The organism is Helicobacter sp. 11S03491-1 (genome assembly GCF_002272835.1).
Lineage (GTDB): Bacteria > Campylobacterota > Campylobacteria > Campylobacterales > Helicobacteraceae > Helicobacter_J.
The window spans coordinates 202811-220979 of the sequence record NZ_MLAO01000002.1 but is presented as its reverse complement, the minus strand read 5'-3'; the positions used below and the strand labels follow the sequence as shown (position 1 = coordinate 220979).

At 33.0% G+C, this 18169-nt stretch carries 17 protein-coding genes; 8 read left to right on the top strand and 9 right to left on the bottom strand.

Annotation, left to right across the window (positions count from 1 at the left end):
* Positions 1-975 precede the first annotated feature (975 nt).
* The 9 genes from BKH45_RS02235 to BKH45_RS02190 form a co-directional block, all read right to left on the bottom strand.
* Complete coding sequence (locus tag BKH45_RS02235; RefSeq protein WP_095273840.1) at positions 976-2001, bottom strand: aspartate-semialdehyde dehydrogenase; 1026 nt, start codon at positions 1999-2001, stop codon at positions 976-978.
* A 36-nt stretch (positions 2002-2037) separates the two neighbouring features.
* A complete protein-coding gene (locus BKH45_RS02230) occupies positions 2038-2679 on the bottom strand; it encodes an HAD-IB family hydrolase (RefSeq protein WP_095273839.1) in 642 nt (213 codons plus the stop codon).
* A complete protein-coding gene (locus BKH45_RS02225) occupies positions 2645-3607 on the bottom strand; it encodes an NAD(P)-dependent oxidoreductase (protein WP_095273838.1) in 963 nt (320 codons plus the stop codon). The genes BKH45_RS02230 and BKH45_RS02225 overlap by 35 nt, the downstream gene beginning before the upstream one ends.
* 3 nt (positions 3608-3610) lie before the next feature.
* Positions 3611-3973, bottom strand: coding sequence for an SMR family transporter (locus tag BKH45_RS02220; protein ID WP_095273837.1), 363 nt, complete (start codon positions 3971-3973; stop codon positions 3611-3613).
* Between the two features lies 1 nt (position 3974).
* Positions 3975-5186: a glycosyltransferase family 87 protein gene (locus BKH45_RS02215; protein ID WP_095273836.1), complete on the bottom strand. Its 1212-nt coding sequence runs from the start codon at positions 5184-5186 to the stop codon at positions 3975-3977.
* Positions 5183-5575: a hypothetical protein gene (locus tag BKH45_RS02210; protein WP_095273835.1), complete on the bottom strand. Its 393-nt coding sequence runs from the start codon at positions 5573-5575 to the stop codon at positions 5183-5185. Before BKH45_RS02210 ends, BKH45_RS02215 begins: the two co-directional genes overlap by 4 nt.
* Positions 5576-5642: 67 nt before the next feature.
* The gene (locus BKH45_RS02205; RefSeq protein WP_095273834.1) at positions 5643-6818 is read right to left on the bottom strand and encodes a glycosyltransferase family 39 protein; all 1176 of its coding nucleotides are present in this window, start codon (positions 6816-6818) and stop codon (positions 5643-5645) included.
* On the bottom strand, positions 6819-7487 hold the full coding sequence (locus BKH45_RS09020) for a UbiA prenyltransferase family protein (protein ID WP_257874476.1): 669 nt from the start codon (positions 7485-7487) through the stop codon (positions 6819-6821).
* Positions 7488-7794: 307 nt separating this feature from the next.
* On the bottom strand, positions 7795-9513 hold the full coding sequence (locus BKH45_RS02190; RefSeq protein ID WP_095273831.1) for a thiamine pyrophosphate-dependent enzyme: 1719 nt from the start codon (positions 9511-9513) through the stop codon (positions 7795-7797).
* Between the two features lie 380 nt (positions 9514-9893).
* On the opposite strand from BKH45_RS02190, the gene BKH45_RS02185 reads away from it, so the two are divergent.
* The 8 genes from BKH45_RS02185 (at position 9894) to BKH45_RS02150 (ending at position 17918) form a co-directional block, all read left to right on the top strand.
* Complete coding sequence (locus tag BKH45_RS02185; RefSeq protein ID WP_095273830.1) at positions 9894-12083, top strand: TonB-dependent receptor; 2190 nt, start codon at positions 9894-9896, stop codon at positions 12081-12083.
* 307 nt (positions 12084-12390) lie between these two features.
* The gene (locus BKH45_RS02180) at positions 12391-12666 is read left to right on the top strand and encodes a NifU family protein (protein WP_095273829.1); all 276 of its coding nucleotides are present in this window, start codon (positions 12391-12393) and stop codon (positions 12664-12666) included.
* An 8-nt stretch (positions 12667-12674) separates the two neighbouring features.
* A complete protein-coding gene (locus tag BKH45_RS02175) occupies positions 12675-13307 on the top strand; it encodes a histidine kinase (protein ID WP_095273828.1) in 633 nt (210 codons plus the stop codon).
* A complete protein-coding gene (locus tag BKH45_RS02170) occupies positions 13285-14619 on the top strand; it encodes a UDP-N-acetylmuramoyl-L-alanyl-D-glutamate--2,6-diaminopimelate ligase (RefSeq protein WP_095273850.1) in 1335 nt (444 codons plus the stop codon). Before BKH45_RS02175 ends, BKH45_RS02170 begins: the two co-directional genes overlap by 23 nt.
* Positions 14620-14670: 51 nt before the next feature.
* Positions 14671-15654, top strand: a complete 984-nt coding sequence (locus BKH45_RS02165) for a transaldolase (RefSeq protein WP_095273827.1) — start codon at positions 14671-14673, stop codon at positions 15652-15654.
* A gap of 84 nt (positions 15655-15738) precedes the next feature.
* Complete coding sequence (locus BKH45_RS02160) at positions 15739-16275, top strand: 50S ribosomal protein L25/general stress protein Ctc (protein WP_095273826.1); 537 nt, start codon at positions 15739-15741, stop codon at positions 16273-16275.
* A 4-nt stretch (positions 16276-16279) separates the two neighbouring features.
* Entirely contained in the window at positions 16280-16864 is a 585-nt protein-coding gene (pth, locus tag BKH45_RS02155) for an aminoacyl-tRNA hydrolase (protein WP_095273825.1), read from the top strand.
* A complete protein-coding gene (locus tag BKH45_RS02150) occupies positions 16854-17918 on the top strand; it encodes an LptF/LptG family permease (protein ID WP_095273824.1) in 1065 nt (354 codons plus the stop codon). The genes pth and BKH45_RS02150 overlap by 11 nt, the downstream gene beginning before the upstream one ends.
* The last annotated feature ends 251 nt before the right edge of the window (positions 17919-18169 follow it).

The window sequence follows — 18169 nt, the reverse complement described above, 5'->3', positions numbered from 1 at the left end:
GGAAACATGTCTCTGAAGAAGAATTACGCAACAAACATATCTTTAAACCCAACATGGAAGATATTCTAAAAACACTTTCTGAAATTGAGGAATAAAGAGAGAATATTTCAAAGATTACTCAGAAGTTTTTCAAAAATCTCATCAAGTTTTAAATTTGGATTTCTATGTGATTAAGTTTGTTGCCGGAGATAAATACTATCTGAGTCTTTAAGTGCGCACAAATAACCCAAAAAATATAATTTGATACAATGGACACTATATTGGAACACGAAAGGTTAGGATTAGTATAGAATGCTTATAAGATCTCATATCAAAATAGGAACTTTGAGACACTTTAAGATTTAATTTTAGTCTATAATTATGTTTATAAACTCTAAAATATTTTTCAAATGATTAATCTCAATAAAGAATAAGAGAATCTGAAAGCTATATTGAGAAATAATCATGAGAGATTGATAAAGAAAAAATAATAGCAAGAAAAGATTAAAGAATATAAGCTTGTAGAACTTGTATTGCTATTGGATTTGGATAATCATAAATGGTAAGAAATCCAAATGGAACTGAAAAAATAATAATCATGGAGAAGACAAATATTCCATATCTATAGAACATCATTTTATAAAATATCTTATGAGTGGGTTATAAAATAATGGAGACGTAGCTAAGAGTGTCATCAGGAAGATTTCCTCCAAAAAGTTTGCTATCAGACAATCCGGCAAAATTAATATGTATTTTGAATGAAAATAAGATTCAAAGCATTGCAAAATCATAAAAGCGCAGTTATTGCAAAAAACAAATTATTTATAAGATTTGGAGATCTTTTGTCTGTTTGATTATCTCCAATTATTATCCGGATCGCCATGATGATGACCCTACCCTCAATCATAAAATTCTCTTACCTCATTTGCAAATCCTCTATCCTTCCACTCTCATTGCCAGAGAAAGATTAGATATTGAGGAACTATTTTGATATTCCTAGCCTTGGATTTGCGTCCATTTTTGAGCAATTTTGACTGCGTTAGTAGCTGCGCCTACCCGTATTTGATCAGCCACGCACCATAAATGCAAAATTTTCTTATCATAAAGATCGCTTCGAATCCTACCTACATAAGTCTCATCTGTATCTGTAGCAAGGGCAGGCATGGGGTAAAGACTTTCTTGAGGGTTATCAACCACTACAATATTTGGAGATTTTTGAAGAATTTCTCTTGCTTGAATAACCTCAACTTCTGTAGAAAAATGAATAGTAATTGCCTCGCTATGACTTCTCAAAACAGGGACCCGCACACATGTTGCGCTTAAAGCAAAATCACTATGGAGGATTTTGTTTGTCTCTTTGAGCATTTTCATTTCTTCTTTTGTATAATCATTAGGCATAAAGACATCAATATGGGGGATCAAATTCAAAGCAATGCGGTGAGCAAATGCTTTGGGTTCGCACTCATCAAGTTCAAATGCAAAAAATTTCTGCATTTGCATTACAAGCTCTTCCATCCCCTTTTTTCCGGCACCGCTGACTGCCTGATAAGTGCTTACATCTACCCTTTTGATTTCAAATTTTTTATGCAAAGGGTATAAAACCTGCACCATTTGGATTGTTGAACAATTTGGATTGGCAATAATGCCTGTTTTTTTCCATTGAATAATATCATCAGGATTTACTTCCGGGACTACGAGGGGGACATCAGGATTCATACGAAAATGACTTGTATTGTCTATAACAAGTGCTCCTGCTTTGGTAGCACTGGGAGCAAATTCTGCGCTTACACTCCCCCCGGCAGAAAAAAAGGCGATTTCGACCCCCTCTTTTTCAAAAATATCATGAGTTGTTTCTAAAATTTTATACCTTTGCCCGAGTGCTTCTATTTCTTCCCCTGCACTCCTGGCACTTGCAAGAGGTACTAATTTTTTAATGGGAAAATCCCTCTCTTGGAGTATCTTAAAAATCTCTTCACCCACTGCTCCACTTGCTCCAACAACTGCTACAACATACTTTTTCATTATTACCCTTTTGGAAACTAATTGCGCTATTATACATTATTTGAAATATCTATAAAATCTATTTTCTTCCAAAGCCAATGCCAACATCTCTTCATCACCCCTGCTATCTCCATAAGCATAGATTTTTTCATAATCTGACAGATTATATATTGCCAAAATACGATTAAGCTTTTCTTTTCCATAACAATTTGGGGTAGCAAATTTCCCACTCAATTTGCCATTTATGACTTCTAAAGTCGTGCCGATACAATCTACCCTTAATTCTTCACATAAAGGTTTGAGGTATTCTTCAAAACTCGCGCTGACGATAACAACCTTATCCCCTCGATTTTGATGCCATTGAATTTTTTTAAGAGCAGAATTTTTAATTATGCTTGTTAAGATTGGCAAAAAATCTTTGGAAATATTCAAAAACTCACCTTGTGCCAAACCCTTAAAAAAATATTTACTTAGTCTCTCTTTGGCATAATGGTTGCTCAAAATCCCCATTAAATAACCTAATAAAATATGTATATGTGTCAAAATCCCAACATAAAACCGCTTTTTACCGACCAAAAACTTAACAAATAAAAATAAACTATCACTCTTACTTATCGTTCCATCAAAATCAAAAAATGCTATATTTTTCAATGCTTGCCTTGTGTCATTTTTGATGATAGTTTTGTTTATATTCTTCATAAGCCTCTATAAGCATATCTTTATCTTGATACAAAGGCTCCCAACCCAGAATATTTTTTGTTTGTGTAATATCGAGAATGTATTGTTTATCTGCTATTTCATACTGCTCTTTATATAAAATTTCTATACCCAATAAACCCAACAATTGGATACAATATTTAACCAATCTTGCACAAGTAGGGATCACTTTGGATTTAGAACCTACCTTATGAATACTCTCTTGTAATAATGTTTTTACCTGAGGGGGATTTTGACTGCCCAGATTGAGGGCAACATTAGGAATTTGATGTTTTATGGCAAGCAAAATAGCACTTGCACAATCCTTGACACTCACCATTTGATAACAATTCTTTCCATCTCCTATCAGAGGAATAGGCAAACCCAAATCCATAAGCTTAAATAATTTAGTCAAAATTCCAAATCTTCCTCTCCCTACAATCATTCTAGGACGAAATATCGTAATACAAAACCCTTTGTTTCTATACACATCACAAAGCTTTTCAGATTCTAACTTACTCCGACCATATTGACCAAATGGATTTTTGGGGTGATTAGGATCCAGTGGCAAATACAATGGCTTGCCATAGACCATGTCTGTGCTAAAATAAATTAGATTTTTACAATGATGGGTTTCCATAACTTCTAAAAGTTTTTTTGTGCCAAAATAATTTAAATCAAAAAAATATTTTTTTCTATCTTTTCTTGGTGGCTTTTGATGGTATTGTCTGGCTGCCAAATGAATCACGACATCATCATCAAAAAAATCAAAATCAAAATCTTTTGTTAAATCAATCTGAAAAAATTCTGCTTTAGTGGATTTTTTGGGCATTGAAATATCCAAAATCACAACTTCATAGCCATTTTCCAGAAGTAAATCTACTGCATATTCCCCCAAAAAACCACTTCCTCCTACAACAATACACCTCATTGCCTATCCTTTGCTCATAGTCAAAAATACTAACCCTACACAAATAAGCCCAATTCCAATAATTTTATAAAACGTCAAAGGTTCTCCAAAAATATAATAAGCAATAATGGCAGAAAGAATAAAACCAACTCCTAAGAAAGGATAAGCAACGCTTACATTAACTTTTGAAAGCACAGCCATCCACGATAAAATACTCACTCCATAGCAAAACATTCCTATCCAAAGATATATATTTCCCAAACCTCTCAAAATAAAATCAAAGCTCAAATCAAGGGCGCCTAAATTTAGCATGCCTTTTTTGATAAACAACTGGGCAAAAGCATTCAAAGCCACCGAAAATAAAATAAGCGGGATAAATTGAATCATTTTAATCCTTTTGTTGTATTGCTTGTTTTTTAAACTTTTGGCCCAAAAGTATTGCAAATGCAGTTATGATTATGATGGCACTCATCACAGAACAAAAAACCACACCCATATTCATTGCCCAAAAATAATCTCCTTCCCATAAATGAAAGCTCTTTAAGCGATTCCCAAACCAAAAAAATAATGCCAATAAAATCAGAAAAATCATTGAAAAATGTGTTGATTTTAGATGATTTTTTGCAATTAAAATAGCTATAAAAAACATATAATGATCATAGCCTAAATGATAAAAAGTCCCCAAAGATAGCAAAATAGAAGAAGAAACAATAAGACTAAGGCAAGGACGAAATATTAAAATACAAAAGATATAAATACCATAAATAACTCCAATCATCCACACAAATGGATTGGTAGCCATCAAGAAATGATTGCCAAATACAATTCTAGATAAACTCATCAAATCTGAAGGTCCAATACCTGTAGCATCTTGACTTACTTTCAAAGGAAGCAACAATGACTCTAAAATACTTGTATGAAATTCAAAAGCAAAAAGAATAAAAAATAAAAAATTTATCAAGCCTGCCAGAAGGGCTTCTTTATAATATCGCGCTAGAAAAAATCCAAGCAATATGGGGATTCCAAAGGAGTATTTTATCAACACAATACTCAAGCACAAAGTCAAAATAAAAAAATTTTGGCGATATTTATAAGCTAAGACGACAAAGAATCCTAAAATCAAAGCAAATTGCCCATTGCCCATCACATTTTCAAATGTATATCCAACCAGGACAAAAAGACTCATCAAAACCAAAAATGCTAAGGAAATTTTACTTCGAAAAAATAGCCATAATGTGCCTAAAAAACATAAGATATTCAAAAATCCATAAGCTATTTTTGCCCCTTCAAAATCCATTAAAGCAAATGGATACATCAATACATAAAGCATAGGCATATAATTAGGTCCTTGAGACATAAATGTATCATGATTGAGATAGGCAATATAGGGATTAATAGCATTGCTAATTCCTCTACCCCAATATTGTACAGAAGGATACCATTGCATATCTACACTGCTATTTATAGCTTCTTTTAAGGTTTTATAGGAAATTCGAATAAAGATAAAAATAAAAATCATCATAAAAATTAATTGATATTTTTCAAATATTTTTACCATAATATCTTTTGTTTTTTTAAAAAACATCTCAAAAAATATCATTGTTTATCCTTATAGGGTGATTTTACATAGATGACAAAATCTTTGGATTCTATAGCTTTTTTATAGCCATATTGATTGTTTTGGAGTGCTTGAATACAAGCTAGGGTATCTGATAATTCTTCTTTCATGGCTTGATCTTTTGGATTAAAGAAAACACTCTGTTTTGAAAGAACAATAATATCTTTAGGAATAAAAAATGCCTGATTTTTTGAATGAGATTTTTTCATAAATTCCTCTAAAGAAATCATCTCTCCCAAAAGCTGCCCAAATGTTTGATAAATATTTTTTCCTTCTAATCCTAATTTTTTAAATTCAAAAGAAGGGGTGTCTGTCAAAATATTAATTGTGTGTTGTTGTGAATGTAATTTCTCTACGATTGGCTTTAGCATTGCGACAAGCTCCTTACTTTGAGCATAGTTTTTACAGAGATCTTGAGTATATTTCGTAAATGCAAGCTTATAACCTCCATTTTGCCCCCCCCCCCCCGCAAATTTGTAAAATCAAAAGAATAAGGAGCGTCCAATGCCTGATTTTTGAAACCATTAAAATAGGAATAAATAATAAAATCCCCAAATAAAATGTGCTAATATAGTAATTGCTCCAAGCTTTATTGACACCAAACAATAAATAAGCCAAACTTACAAAAACACCCACACCTATAACAATAAATATATCTGTATGAGAAATCCTATAAGAACAATGCTTTGATCTCAGATACAAAAATTTTCCCAACAAACCTAAAAACACAAGACATAAAATAACAAATACAAAAATTTCCAAATAATAAATATCTATAATGCCAAAAATTTTATCCCCTAAAGATACATGAATATTGTTACCATGATTAGTAGCATTGCTATGCATATTGATAATAAACATTTCCCACCAAGCCCTAAAACCTCTTGGATGCAATAAATACGGATTACTCAAAATCCATATGAATAAAATCATTGCAGAAGAAAATATTCCATGATAAAACACTTTCTTAAAGGGAAATGCTTTTTTATCTACAAAAAATGGCAGCAAAATATAAGCATATACCATTGGAAAAAACATGACAGCCTGAAATTTCGCCACGCCAACCCCCAAACCAAAAACACCGATAGCCAGATAATAATTTTTGCCAAATCTAAAATCATCAAGCATAAACAAAAATACACACCACAAAAGAAAAAACGCCTGCAAGACATCAGGTTTAAAAATATAACCCTCCAAATAAAATCCGGGCATGCTTAAAAATAGTAAAACAATTCCATAAGCATATAATCTTCTGAGATAAAGACAAGAAATCTTATATACCATCCACAAACACATCACGCTGAAAAGACCATTAAGCACTCTTGGGGCAAAAATTGCCATAGATTCGGAATGCAATATATGAAAGGGAATAACGGCTAATAAATTGAGTAAGTACCAGCCAAAACCATAATTATAAAATTCAAAACGAAAAAATTTTTCTATATTGAATTGTTTAAGCCCTTCATACATGTTGAACAGTTGATAAAATTGAGGAAATTCATCCCCACTTGTAGCGGGTAAAAATTGAATATCCAAATACCGATAATCCATATAAGCAAAAAAAATCAAAACAACGAGCATGATGATGTAAATCGCATTATTTTTCAAAGACATTTAAAAATCTCCTTTAAAATATATCAAAACAACCAAACTTAACAACCACGCTATAACTACGATTTGTAAAAATCTATCTTTTAGAATAATTTTAGTAGGACTCCCGCTTTTTTGATCTACAAAAATAATTTGCATATAGCGAAAAATCCCTGCTAATACAAATATGCTCGTCAGATACAAATAATCACTATGAAGTCTGGCCTTTACCTCCGAAGAAACGCTCCATAAAATATAGGCAATCATTACAACAGAAGCGCTGATACTAATAGCAATATCTAAGAATTGTTTATTATAACCATCCATTACTTTGCGCATTTTTTTGCCATTGCTTTCATGTAAAATCAAATCATCACGTCTTTTTGCAAGCGCTAAAAACAATGCCAACAAAAAAGTCATCACAATAATCCATTCAGACAACCCTACTCCAATGGCAATTGCCCCAACAAATAAACGGATTACAAAACCACTTGCGATGATAAAAATATCTAAAATGGGGATATGTTTTAGCTTAAAAGTATAAAAAAGATTAATAAGAATATATAAACTAATAAGATATATTGTTTGAGGTATCCATAATATTGCCCCCCCCCCCCGCAAAGCAAAAGTATCAGGGCAATCCCTGATCCCATTTTTGGAGTGATTTTTCCTGCTGCAATCGGGCGGTGGCACTTACTTGGATGATGCCTATCTTGGGGAGCATCAATAATATCATTAAAAATATAAATAGCACTGGCGCACAAACAAAATGAGATAAAAGCGAAAAAAGCATAACTGAGACTGTGCATATCAAAAATTTTAAAGCTAAAAAATGCAGGTAAAAAAATAAAAAAATTCTTGATATACTGATGGATTCTCATCAAATATAAAATGTTTATAAAATTCAAATAATCTCCATTATCTCAAAATTTTTAGGATTATGCAACTATATCCAATCAAAACTTAAAGATAGAATACTGATTTTGGCGTCATAAACCAATCATATCAAATGCTTGATATTAGTTTTAATCAATTCTTCAACATCGCTTGCACGACCTGCTATCAAGGCTTTTGCCGAATAAAGAGCAAAATTGGCTACTTCAGAAAATTCTACCTTTGGAGGCATGACAAGTTCTTTAGGATTTACAACTACATCAAGCAACGCGGGCTTGGTTGTATCTAAAAATCTTCTAAGAGCCTCTTGTAACTCAGAATTTTTTTCGACTCTTTGAGCTTCAAACCCTATAGCTTGAGCAAGCGCTGCAAAAGAAGGGTTTTTGAGATCTGTATAATTGTCCAAAAGACCCTCTACTTTTTGTTCAAGCTCAACGAAATTCAATGATGCATTGTTAAAAACAACTACTTTAATAGGAATATTTTCTTGAATAGCTGTGAGTAGATCTCCTAATAACATTGCCAATCCTCCATCTCCTGAAAAAGAAATCACTTGACGATTCGGAAAAGCCTTTTTTAATCCCAAAGCCATTGGCATAGCATTCGCCATAGTCCCATGCAACAAAGAAGTAAAAATCCTACGATCCTTGGTTGCTTGAATATAACGCAAAGCCCATACCATAGGAGATCCTCCATCTGCACTAAAAAGAGCATCTTCACAGGCATATTGATCAATCAAACCGGTTAAAACTTGAGGGTGAATCAATTCATCACAAGAAGCCTGAATATCTTTGAGTCTTTTTTCATGAGCTTCTTGTTTTATTTTCAAACAATGATCTAAAAACAAAGTATCACTCTTTTCCTCTACGACCTGAAGCAGTTTCTCTAAAGTATGTTTAATGTCTCCTAAAACAGCCAATTTTGGATTGCAACGATGCCCTAAATGAGTGGGGTCATTATCAACTTGAATGATTGTGGCTTTTTGAGGATAAAATTGTCTCCAAGCCAAATCTGAACCCAAAACTAATAAAGTATCACATTCATTCATCATGTCAAACCCTGATTTAATACCCACAAGTCCTGTCATACCCATATTATAAGGATTATCATATTCTACAAAATCTTTAGCACGAGCGCTATGACCGATGGGAGCTTTGATTTTTTTGGCCAGATCAATCAACTCATCATGAGCACCCTCTACACCGGCTCCTGCATATATGGCTACTTTTTTTCCATTGGATAATATTTTGGAAATTTCTTGAATTTCTTGAGAATTAGGACAAAAAATAGGGTGAGGGATATGAATCTTCATATTTGGATCATAACGGGCAGATTGGACACTTATATTCACAGGCATAATCACAACAGCCACACCTCTTTTATTGATGGCATTTTGAACAGCCATTGTTGTGATGTATTGCGCTTGTGCGGGGATATTAATCTGCTCACAATACACACAAAAACTCCCGTAGATTGTTTTAAAATCAACTTCTTGAGGAAAACTTGTCCCCAAATTGCCGATTTCTAATTGAGAAGCTATTAACACTACAGGGGCACGATTTCGCGTTGCGTCCATCAATGAATTAATAAAATGCAAACTTCCCGGACCACAAGATCCTGCACAAGCTGTAGGCTTTTGGCTAATAAGCGCATCTGCTCCTGCGGCAAACCCACCTGTTTCTTCATGCCTGACATGCACCCATTTGATTTTCTTATTATGATAGATAGCATCACTAAAGTGATTTAGCGTATCTCCAACAATTCCATAACATCTTTGCACACCTGCTTGTGCCAAAACCTCAACAATCACTTCAGCAACTTTCATGATATTTTTCTCCTTATTTTTTGGAAATATTTTTATTTTACATCTAAGACATTAAATATTTAGATACTTTATAAGAATATATAAATTATTGATAGAAAATATTTTTATTAAGAAAAAAATTATTGTATATAAAATCTAAATAATATTTCTAAAAAGCAAATTAATTTTTAAAATATCCGTAAAAATATTTTTTATTTATTTATATTGTATAAATAAAAAATTTGAGATTTATCTCATTTAATTCATAAAATCTTAACATAATATTAGATATATGTTCATAAAAATGAAAGTTTTTTGATAATAAATTAATTTTATTTGTAGTATAAATTTAAAAATGATAAACAATATCATTTTTAAATTATAAAAAGGAGTTTCATAATATGGGATTAAAAACATATGCAATATTAGGGATGAGTATATTAACAATCCAAGATATATTTGCAGATCAATCAAAAGAAAAAGAATACCAACTCAATCGTATAGAAACTATTTCTTCACATTTAGATCAGATTGATTCAAATATGATTCAATTGAAACAACCGGGCCTTTTAAAAGATTTGATGAGAGATTTACCCGGTGTTAGTGTCGGAGGCTCTAGCGCCACAGCCCAAAGAATACAAATGCGAGGACTCAATCAAGATGCTCTCAATGTTACTATTGATGGAGCCAGACAAAAGGGGATCATTTTTCATCACAACTCTAATCTCCTCATTGATCCTGATATCCTCAAAGCTGTTGATATTGCAGTGGGGACCAATACTGTTGTAGGCAATTCAGGGGCACTTGGCGGATCTGTGGCGTTCAAGAGTATTGATGCTGCTGATTTACTCAGAGAAAATCAGGATTTTGGTTTCAAAATTCGTACCGGGTATGCAACCAACAATCGTGAATGGCAAAAATCTATTATGCTTTATGGAAGAGCTTGGGAAAAACTTGAACTCTTGGGTTATGTCAATCATAGAAGCCACACTTATGGAAAAAGCGCTCCTTATAATGGCAAAGAATTTCCCGGTATTGCAAGTATCGACAAGGAGACATCCACACCTAAAGGAGCAGTATTTCAGATTGGCGGGGATGGTCAAGTTATCAACTCACTCATCAAAGCAAAATTAAACTTTTCTCCCTCTCATCACCTTATGTTTTCTACAGAACATCTCCAATATGATGGCAAATATCCCTGGAGAGGTGAATTTGCAGCTTATTATCAAGATCCCCAAACCAAAAAAATCAAAGGACAACAAAGATACCCCACTATCTCATCCAGAAATACTCATACCCTAGCCTATCATTTTAATTCCGGAGGTTTTGATTTGGATTCTAATCTCTATACTAATATTGTGCGTTATAAAATTGATTTTGAACCAAGCACTATTTTTACTTCCGGAAATATCAAAAGTAATACCGAAAGCTCAACTTCAACTTCTAAACCCGATAATAATCGCATCCCTATATGGGACTTATCTACAACTAATATTGGATGGAAGAGTGCCTTGAAAAATACCTTTCATACTTGGATTTTTACCCATACAATTGCCTATGGATACGAATGGTATTCTACTTTCCAACATGCAGGCACAAAAGCTCAAATTGATGCCAAACAACTCAATGCCGATGGTTCTTCTGATACTAAAAAACAAGCTATACTTTGGGGACAAGAAATCCCCGATGATATTGCTACAAATCTATCAGGTTGGCTGGAATATAATCTTAAAATTGCTACTAAAATCGGAGATATTCAGATCACTCCGGGATTTCGCTATGATTATTACAATCTTAAAAGTGATGGGTTCAAAAATATATACCATCATCCTCTGGGAGCTGTAGGTATTAGTTACAAAGCCCCATTTGGCTTAGGAGCTTTTGCTAACTGGACACAACTTTTTAGAGGTCCTGATGTTTTAGAAGGTATCTTCTTAAATGGAGAACCTGCTACCAAAAATTCCAAACTCAAGCCCGAAACAGGAGAAAATTATGAAATAGGGATTGACTGGAGACAAAGTTTTACAGATGCTTTTAGCATAGGATTTGTAGGGAAATTTTTTCATTCCCAATATCAAAATCTTATTGCCTATCGTGCAGGGACCAGTGGTCAAAGCAAGCAACATTTCAATACCGGAGGGGTTAAAATCAATGGAGCAGAAATAGCCCTTAGAGGTTCTATCTATAATTTAGGGCTTTCATTTGGCTATACAAATTACAAATTCAAACCAAACTGGACAAAAAGCACTGAAGGAAAAAATATAGGAAATGACATTATCCCTTATTATATTTCTCCTTATTCCGGAGATAAATATACACTAAATGTAGAGTATTTCTTTGATTATCTTGAAGTAATTGCAGGGTGGAATAGCTTATTTTACACATCTTATAAAGATTCTTCACAATCTAAACCGGCCTTTAATGTCCATGATCTCTATATTTCTTGGGTACCTGAAAAAAAGTCGGATGGGTTCAACATAACATTAGGACTCTATAATATTACCAATGCTTTTTATAGCACTCCTTATAACAAAACCAATGATATTGATGGGGGATTTAATGCTAAACTTACCTTGAGTTATAAATACTAATCATCATAAAATATGCGAGGATTTTTCCTTGCATTCTAAACCCTAAGATAAATATCGCACCGGATGATTATGTTTTGAGGGTATTGGAGAATTCCTTTGTATATCAACACATAAGAGTCCTAGCTACGTCTGCGGATGTAGCTTTTTCAAACCAAACTCATTAATATGATAATTTATCAATTGTATAATATTCTATGATGGAGTATTTTATATTCTATATTATAATTGCATTATTTAAGATAGGCATAAAGCTTTTAACTAAAAAATTATGGTATAAATGGTTTGAGATTAAAAACGGAGGTAAAAGATGTTTCCATTTAGCGATCAAGAACTCCAAAAACCTGTAGAAAACACGATTCAAAAAATTCGCCCTATGCTCACAACAGATGGAGGTGATATTACCATATTGGGGATCAAAAATGCAAAAGTATATGTCCGTCTTGAAGGCGCGTGCAAAAGCTGTGCAAGCAGTGCAAATACACTCAAACATGGGATAGAAAAACAACTCAAAGAAGATATCCATCCTGATATTGAAGTGATTAATATCCCTCATGGTCAAGAAAATGATCATCAAGGGTTTTAAGGAATCCTATGGAGACCAGATTTCAAATCAATAATAATCCCCAAAAAAGAACCCTGATTCACAGAGGGTTTAAAGCATTTATAAATGGCGACTATAAGCTTGCCTTAGGATTTTTTTCAGATGCTCTTCTTCTTGATAAAGATGATTTGAATGCTAAAATTGGACTTCTGCTCTCTGATATGGCAATAGATTTTCCAAAAGAAGCCCATGGACTCCATGATCTTTATCAAACAATGTCAAATACCCAGCCCCGATCTGCAAAAGCAAAAATACAAAAACAAATCCTGGAACTTATCCATTCTTTCGATGCAGGACTCAACAAAATGTCCGGCTTGCTTTATGATGAAGATGCTACTAAGGCTGATAGTATTGATGGGATATTGTACAAAGACTTTAAAAAAATGTGTCAAAATCACAACTTCAAAGAAACATTTCAAAATTTGATGTTTAGCACCAAAATTGTCTTTACAAACAAAAATGACTTTTATGATTTTTTAGATCTTTTGGTAGAAAATGACTTTTATGAAATGTCTATCAACTATATAGAAAATATGCACAATATCACAGCTTATGATAAAAAGATCAATGAGATTCTCCGGAAGGCGGTTGAAAAACAAAGTGAAAATACAAAAACAAATTAATTTTCATAACAAAACCTATCATTTTCTCACAGATGATTCCAGAATCGCTATTGAAGAACCCGATAGTTTATTTGTCCACACCAAACAAAACTCCTACTTTGTTGATACAATCAAACAACATCACTTAGACATACTCCAAGCAGAGGAATTGCCAAAGTATTTTTCCCTCACCCCAAAACTTATTGGCATCACAGGAACTAATGGCAAAACAACAACAGCTGCGATTATTTACTCTATTTTATTGGATATGGGTTATTCAGTTGCTCTACTTGGTACACGCGGGTTTTTCGCTAATGATAAAAAACTCAAATCAAAGGGACTTACAACACCCGGTATTTTGGAACTTTATGAGGATATTGATCAAGCAGCTTCTCTAAAATGTGAATATTTTGTCATGGAAGTAAGCTCACATGCTATTGAACAAAAACGTACCCAAGGGCTGGAATTTTATGCCAAAATCTTAACAAATATCACAAGCGATCATCTGGATTATCACAAAACTCTTCAAGAATATGTCCGCATTAAAAATAGTTTTTTTGCAGATGAAACATTAAAAATCATCAATCGTGATGAATCTAAAGCATTATTTAACCCCATAAATGCTTATGGTTATGCCATTAGCTCAAAAACCAATCTAAGCACAACGGCATATTCGCTAACTCAGGGCATTCATGCCCATATTATTTGGAAAGAAAATTTAACACAAGCTCATTTTCAAGAAGCCTTGATTGATTCTTCATTGTATGGCTTGCATAATCTCTACAATATTTTAGCAGCCATAGCTTGTGTCCAATGTGTTACAAAAGAATCCTTAGATACAATTACTAAAGCTTTGGAAAATTTTGGAGGGGTAGAGGGCAGGATGGAAGTAGTTTCTCAATCTCCCTTAATTATTGTAGATTTTGCACACACTCATGATGGCATGAAACAAATCTTTGAAAGTTTCAAATCAAAAAAAATTTCTGTTGTTTTTGGAGCAGGTGGGGATAGAGACAAAAGCAAACGTCCAAAAATGGGAGAGTGCGCTTATAACTATGCCCAAAAAATCTACATCACATCAGACAACCCTCGATCTGAAGATCCTCAAGCAATCATAGGAGATATTCTAAAGGGTATTCCTTCCCGGACAACTCATTCTATCATCGTTGAACCTGACAGAAAAAAAGCCATTCATCAAGCTATGCAAGCATTGTCTCCTGATGAAGTTCTCCTTATTTTGGGCAAAGGTGATGAAACTTATCAAATTATTGGAGAGAAAAAAGTTTATTTTGATGATAGAAAAATTGTTCAAGAATATCTCAAAATCAATTAAAAAGAAAATTTCTATCTCAAATAAGTTAAAATATCAAAAAAAGGAATCATCATGAGTGTTTCAAAGTTTTCTAATTTTAGTTTATGGTGTGATTTTATTGAGAGAGACTTTCTGGATCATGAATTTCCATCTCTTTTACAATTTATTGATGGGGCAACAAGCAATCCAAGTATTTTTGCAAATTCTATTCTGAAATCTCCGGCTTACAAAGCTCAAATAGCTTCCCTCAAAAATCAAAATCCCAAAAATATCTATGAGACACTTGCTATTGCTGATGTTAAAAAAGCAGCAAATATATTGAAACCTTTATGGGAAGACAATCAGGATAATGGTTATATTAGCATTGAAATTGATCCGCTTTTAAGTCAAGATGTCTCCAAAAGCATTGATGAGGGCAAAAGACTTTTTGATACTATCAATATGCCCAATGTTATGATAAAAGTCCCAGCCACACAAGCAGGATATGAAGTCATGTATGAACTTTTAAAAATTGGTATCCCTATCAATGCCACCCTCATCTTTTCGCCTCAACAAGCTCAAGAATGCTCTAATGTGTTTGAGAATGCACGAAAAAGTCCTCAATCAAAACATACTCGCAGCGTCATTAGCGTTTTTGTTTCAAGATTTGATCGCATCAGCGATCCGCAACTGGAGAAGTTTCCCGACTTGCAATCAAAACTAGGTATTTACAATGCTATGGAATGTTACAATTTAATAGAAAAAAATCAAGATATTCTCACGCGAACTCTTTTTGCTTCCACAGGTGTAAAAGGCAATCATTTGCCTAAGACTTATTATCTCAAAGCACTTCTTTTGCCCCATACCATCAATACCGCTCCTCTAGATACAATCAAAGCTTATATGGAAGAAAAAAATCATACCCTCCAAATCCCTCCGGATACCCAATATATCTCACAACAACTTCAAGAAATCCAAAATGCCGGAGTTGATATTGAGAAATTATACCAATCTTTAATGCAAGAAGGTTTAGAGGCATTTGTTAAATCTTTTGAGGATTTGCTAAGTTCTATTTAATAATTTGAAATATTTTGGGAATTTTAAGCCATATTCAGTTAGAATAAGGGTTTTAATTTTATCAAAAAACAATAAGGACTAAAAATGTTAGAAGGAAAAATTAGAGAGAGTATTTCAAAGGCAAATACAAAAGCCTTGAGGAATGATGGTTATCTAATTGCCAATATTTATGGCAAAGGGGCTACGAATATTCATTGCGCTTTTAAAACCAATGAATTTATAAAAACCATAAAAACCAAAAATTCCTTAATATTCCCTGTCAAAATTAATTCTCAAACTATAGATGTGGTCGTTCAAGAATACCAAAAAGACCCTGTAACCGGCAATATTCTACATGTAGATTTACTTTTAGCACAAAAAGGGATAGTTGCAAAATATAAAATTCCTGTAAAAATTAGTGGGACTCCTGTAGGATTAAAAAATAAGGGCGTTTTGCTTTTCTCTAAAAGACGTATCAGTGTTGAAGCTGCGCCTGAAAAACTTCCTTCAAGCTATGATATTGATGTCTCAAAACTTGATGTAGGCGATTCTGTGCTTGTTAGAGATCTAGTGCAAACTACTGAAGTTAAAATAATCGAAAATCCATCTGTTGCTGTTGTGGGCGTGATCAAAGCCAAGTAATCTAATGTCCTCTCTTTTAATTGCCGGATTAGGAAATCCCGGCAGTAAATATGACCACACAAGGCATAATATTGGATTTGATATTTTAGATTCTTTAGCTACAAATTTAGGGGTATCTTTTGAATCCCAACCTAAATTGAACGCTCAAGTAGCGAAGTTCCCTACACAAGATACATTTTTGATCAAGCCACAAACGTTTATGAATCTTTCAGGACAAGCAATTGCACCTATGATAAATTTCTATAAAATACCGGTTCTTTTTGTTGTTCATGATGAATTAGACCTACCTTTAGGTTGCATACGTTTCAAAAAAGGAGGTTCTAGCGGAGGACACAATGGACTTAAATCAATTGATACAGCTTTTGGAAATGATTATTATCGCTTAAGGTTTGGCATTGGAAGAGATGAGCAAAAAAACGTTATTGATTATGTGCTTGGAAAATTCGATCTCAATCAGTCAAGTCAAATATCTTCTTTAATCCTACACTGCATGGAAGCTTTGAAGTTTTTTATCCATACACGAGATTTTTCCTTGCTCCAAAATCGTTTTACACAAAACCCTAAAAATAAGATCGACAATGATTTTTAGATTTATAGCCTATTATTATCTAAAATATTTTTTTATAGTATTTTGCGCTTTAGAAATGTTTTTTATCAGTATTGATAGTCTCAAATATGTAGATAAATTTCCTGATTCTGCAAACCTTGCGATTTTATTTTTTGTTTATGATGCTTTGTATGCATTCAATTATACTTTGCCAATTTCTTTGCTTTTGGGTATGGTAATAGTCTATATTACTATGATTAAGTCCAATCAATATACTGCCCTTTTGGCTATAGGGTTTTCAAAAAAAGCTATCTTAAAACCTATTCTTATCATAAGTTTATTTTTTAGTTTAATTTATATTGGCTTAAATGCTACACCTTTTGTTTATGCGCAAGAAAAAGCAGAAGCTATTATTTATCAAGGAAATTTTTCAAATACTACTGAAGATTTATTGGTGAAATATGGGGAAGATTATGTCTATTTTGGCAAAATTTTCCCTCTATTGCAAAAAGCACAAAATATTAAAGTATTTCACCTTAAAAATTATTTTTTAAACTCTTTTACCCAAGCAGATACTGCCCATTTTGAAAATGGCTATTGGGTGCTCCAAAATGCAAGTATTTCTACTCTGCCACAAACTTTTTCACTCGGAGGCAAAGGACTTGATATTGAGCATCTTCAAGAATTAAAAATCCTCAAAGGTTTTCGTCCAAAAGTTTTAGATACTATTTATCAAAATAAGCCTTCTGTATCTATTATTGATGCTATTCAATCAATGCTTATACTTAAAAATCAAAATGCCGGAAGCGAGAAAATACGTGCTATGCTTTATAGCTTTATTTTTATTCCCTTCTTCGTCCCTCTAACAACAATGATTATTGCTTATTACACCCCAAGCCTGGCACGATATGGAAATCTTGCATTGTTGAGCTTTGGTTTTATTGTTATTTCTCTTGTTGTTTGGGGTTTATTCTTTGCTTTGGGAAAATTAAGTATTAGCGGACTTTTTCCCCCTGAAATAGGTATTTTAATACCGCTTATTATTCTAGGGATAGTAGCATTCTGGCATTTTGGGAAAATCAATTTTAAAACTTAGTCTCTTTAAAAAATAAAAAATTAATAAAATACTCTATCAACAAGACTCCACAATATCAATCATATGAAATAGTTTTATAAGATATTGAGTTGCACAAAATAAAAAAACTTACTCTGGAGACTACCATAACTTTGATCTTGATAATAAATACAGCTTGTTTCTTAAACAAAATATGTCCACATCTGAGTTAGTTCATTTTATTATTTTGAATTTATGATTTTCTAGCCCTACAATACTGCATCTCTGAATAT

Excerpts from the sequence above, each read along its gene's own strand:
- BKH45_RS02235 (WP_095273840.1), bottom strand. The coding sequence starts at position 2,001 with ATGAAAAAGTATGTTGTAGCAGTTGTTGGAGCAAGTGGAGCAGTGGGT.
- BKH45_RS02230 (WP_095273839.1), bottom strand. The coding sequence starts at position 2,679 with ATGAAGAATATAAACAAAACTATCATCAAAAATGACACAAGGCAAGCA.
- BKH45_RS02225 (WP_095273838.1), bottom strand. The coding sequence starts at position 3,607 with ATGAGGTGTATTGTTGTAGGAGGAAGTGGTTTTTTGGGGGAATATGCA.
- BKH45_RS02220 (WP_095273837.1), bottom strand. The coding sequence starts at position 3,973 with ATGATTCAATTTATCCCGCTTATTTTATTTTCGGTGGCTTTGAATGCT.
- BKH45_RS02215 (WP_095273836.1), bottom strand. The coding sequence starts at position 5,186 with ATGATATTTTTTGAGATGTTTTTTAAAAAAACAAAAGATATTATGGTA.
- BKH45_RS02210 (WP_095273835.1), bottom strand. The coding sequence starts at position 5,575 with ATGCTAAAGCCAATCGTAGAGAAATTACATTCACAACAACACACAATT.
- BKH45_RS02205 (WP_095273834.1), bottom strand. The coding sequence starts at position 6,818 with ATGTCTTTGAAAAATAATGCGATTTACATCATCATGCTCGTTGTTTTG.
- BKH45_RS02190 (WP_095273831.1), bottom strand. The coding sequence starts at position 9,513 with ATGAAAGTTGCTGAAGTGATTGTTGAGGTTTTGGCACAAGCAGGTGTG.
- BKH45_RS02185 (WP_095273830.1), top strand. The coding sequence starts at position 9,894 with ATGGGATTAAAAACATATGCAATATTAGGGATGAGTATATTAACAATC.
- BKH45_RS02180 (WP_095273829.1), top strand. The coding sequence starts at position 12,391 with ATGTTTCCATTTAGCGATCAAGAACTCCAAAAACCTGTAGAAAACACG.
- BKH45_RS02175 (WP_095273828.1), top strand. The coding sequence starts at position 12,675 with ATGGAGACCAGATTTCAAATCAATAATAATCCCCAAAAAAGAACCCTG.
- BKH45_RS02165 (WP_095273827.1), top strand. The coding sequence starts at position 14,671 with ATGAGTGTTTCAAAGTTTTCTAATTTTAGTTTATGGTGTGATTTTATT.
- BKH45_RS02160 (WP_095273826.1), top strand. The coding sequence starts at position 15,739 with ATGTTAGAAGGAAAAATTAGAGAGAGTATTTCAAAGGCAAATACAAAA.
- pth (WP_095273825.1), top strand. The coding sequence starts at position 16,280 with ATGTCCTCTCTTTTAATTGCCGGATTAGGAAATCCCGGCAGTAAATAT.
- BKH45_RS02150 (WP_095273824.1), top strand. The coding sequence starts at position 16,854 with ATGATTTTTAGATTTATAGCCTATTATTATCTAAAATATTTTTTTATA.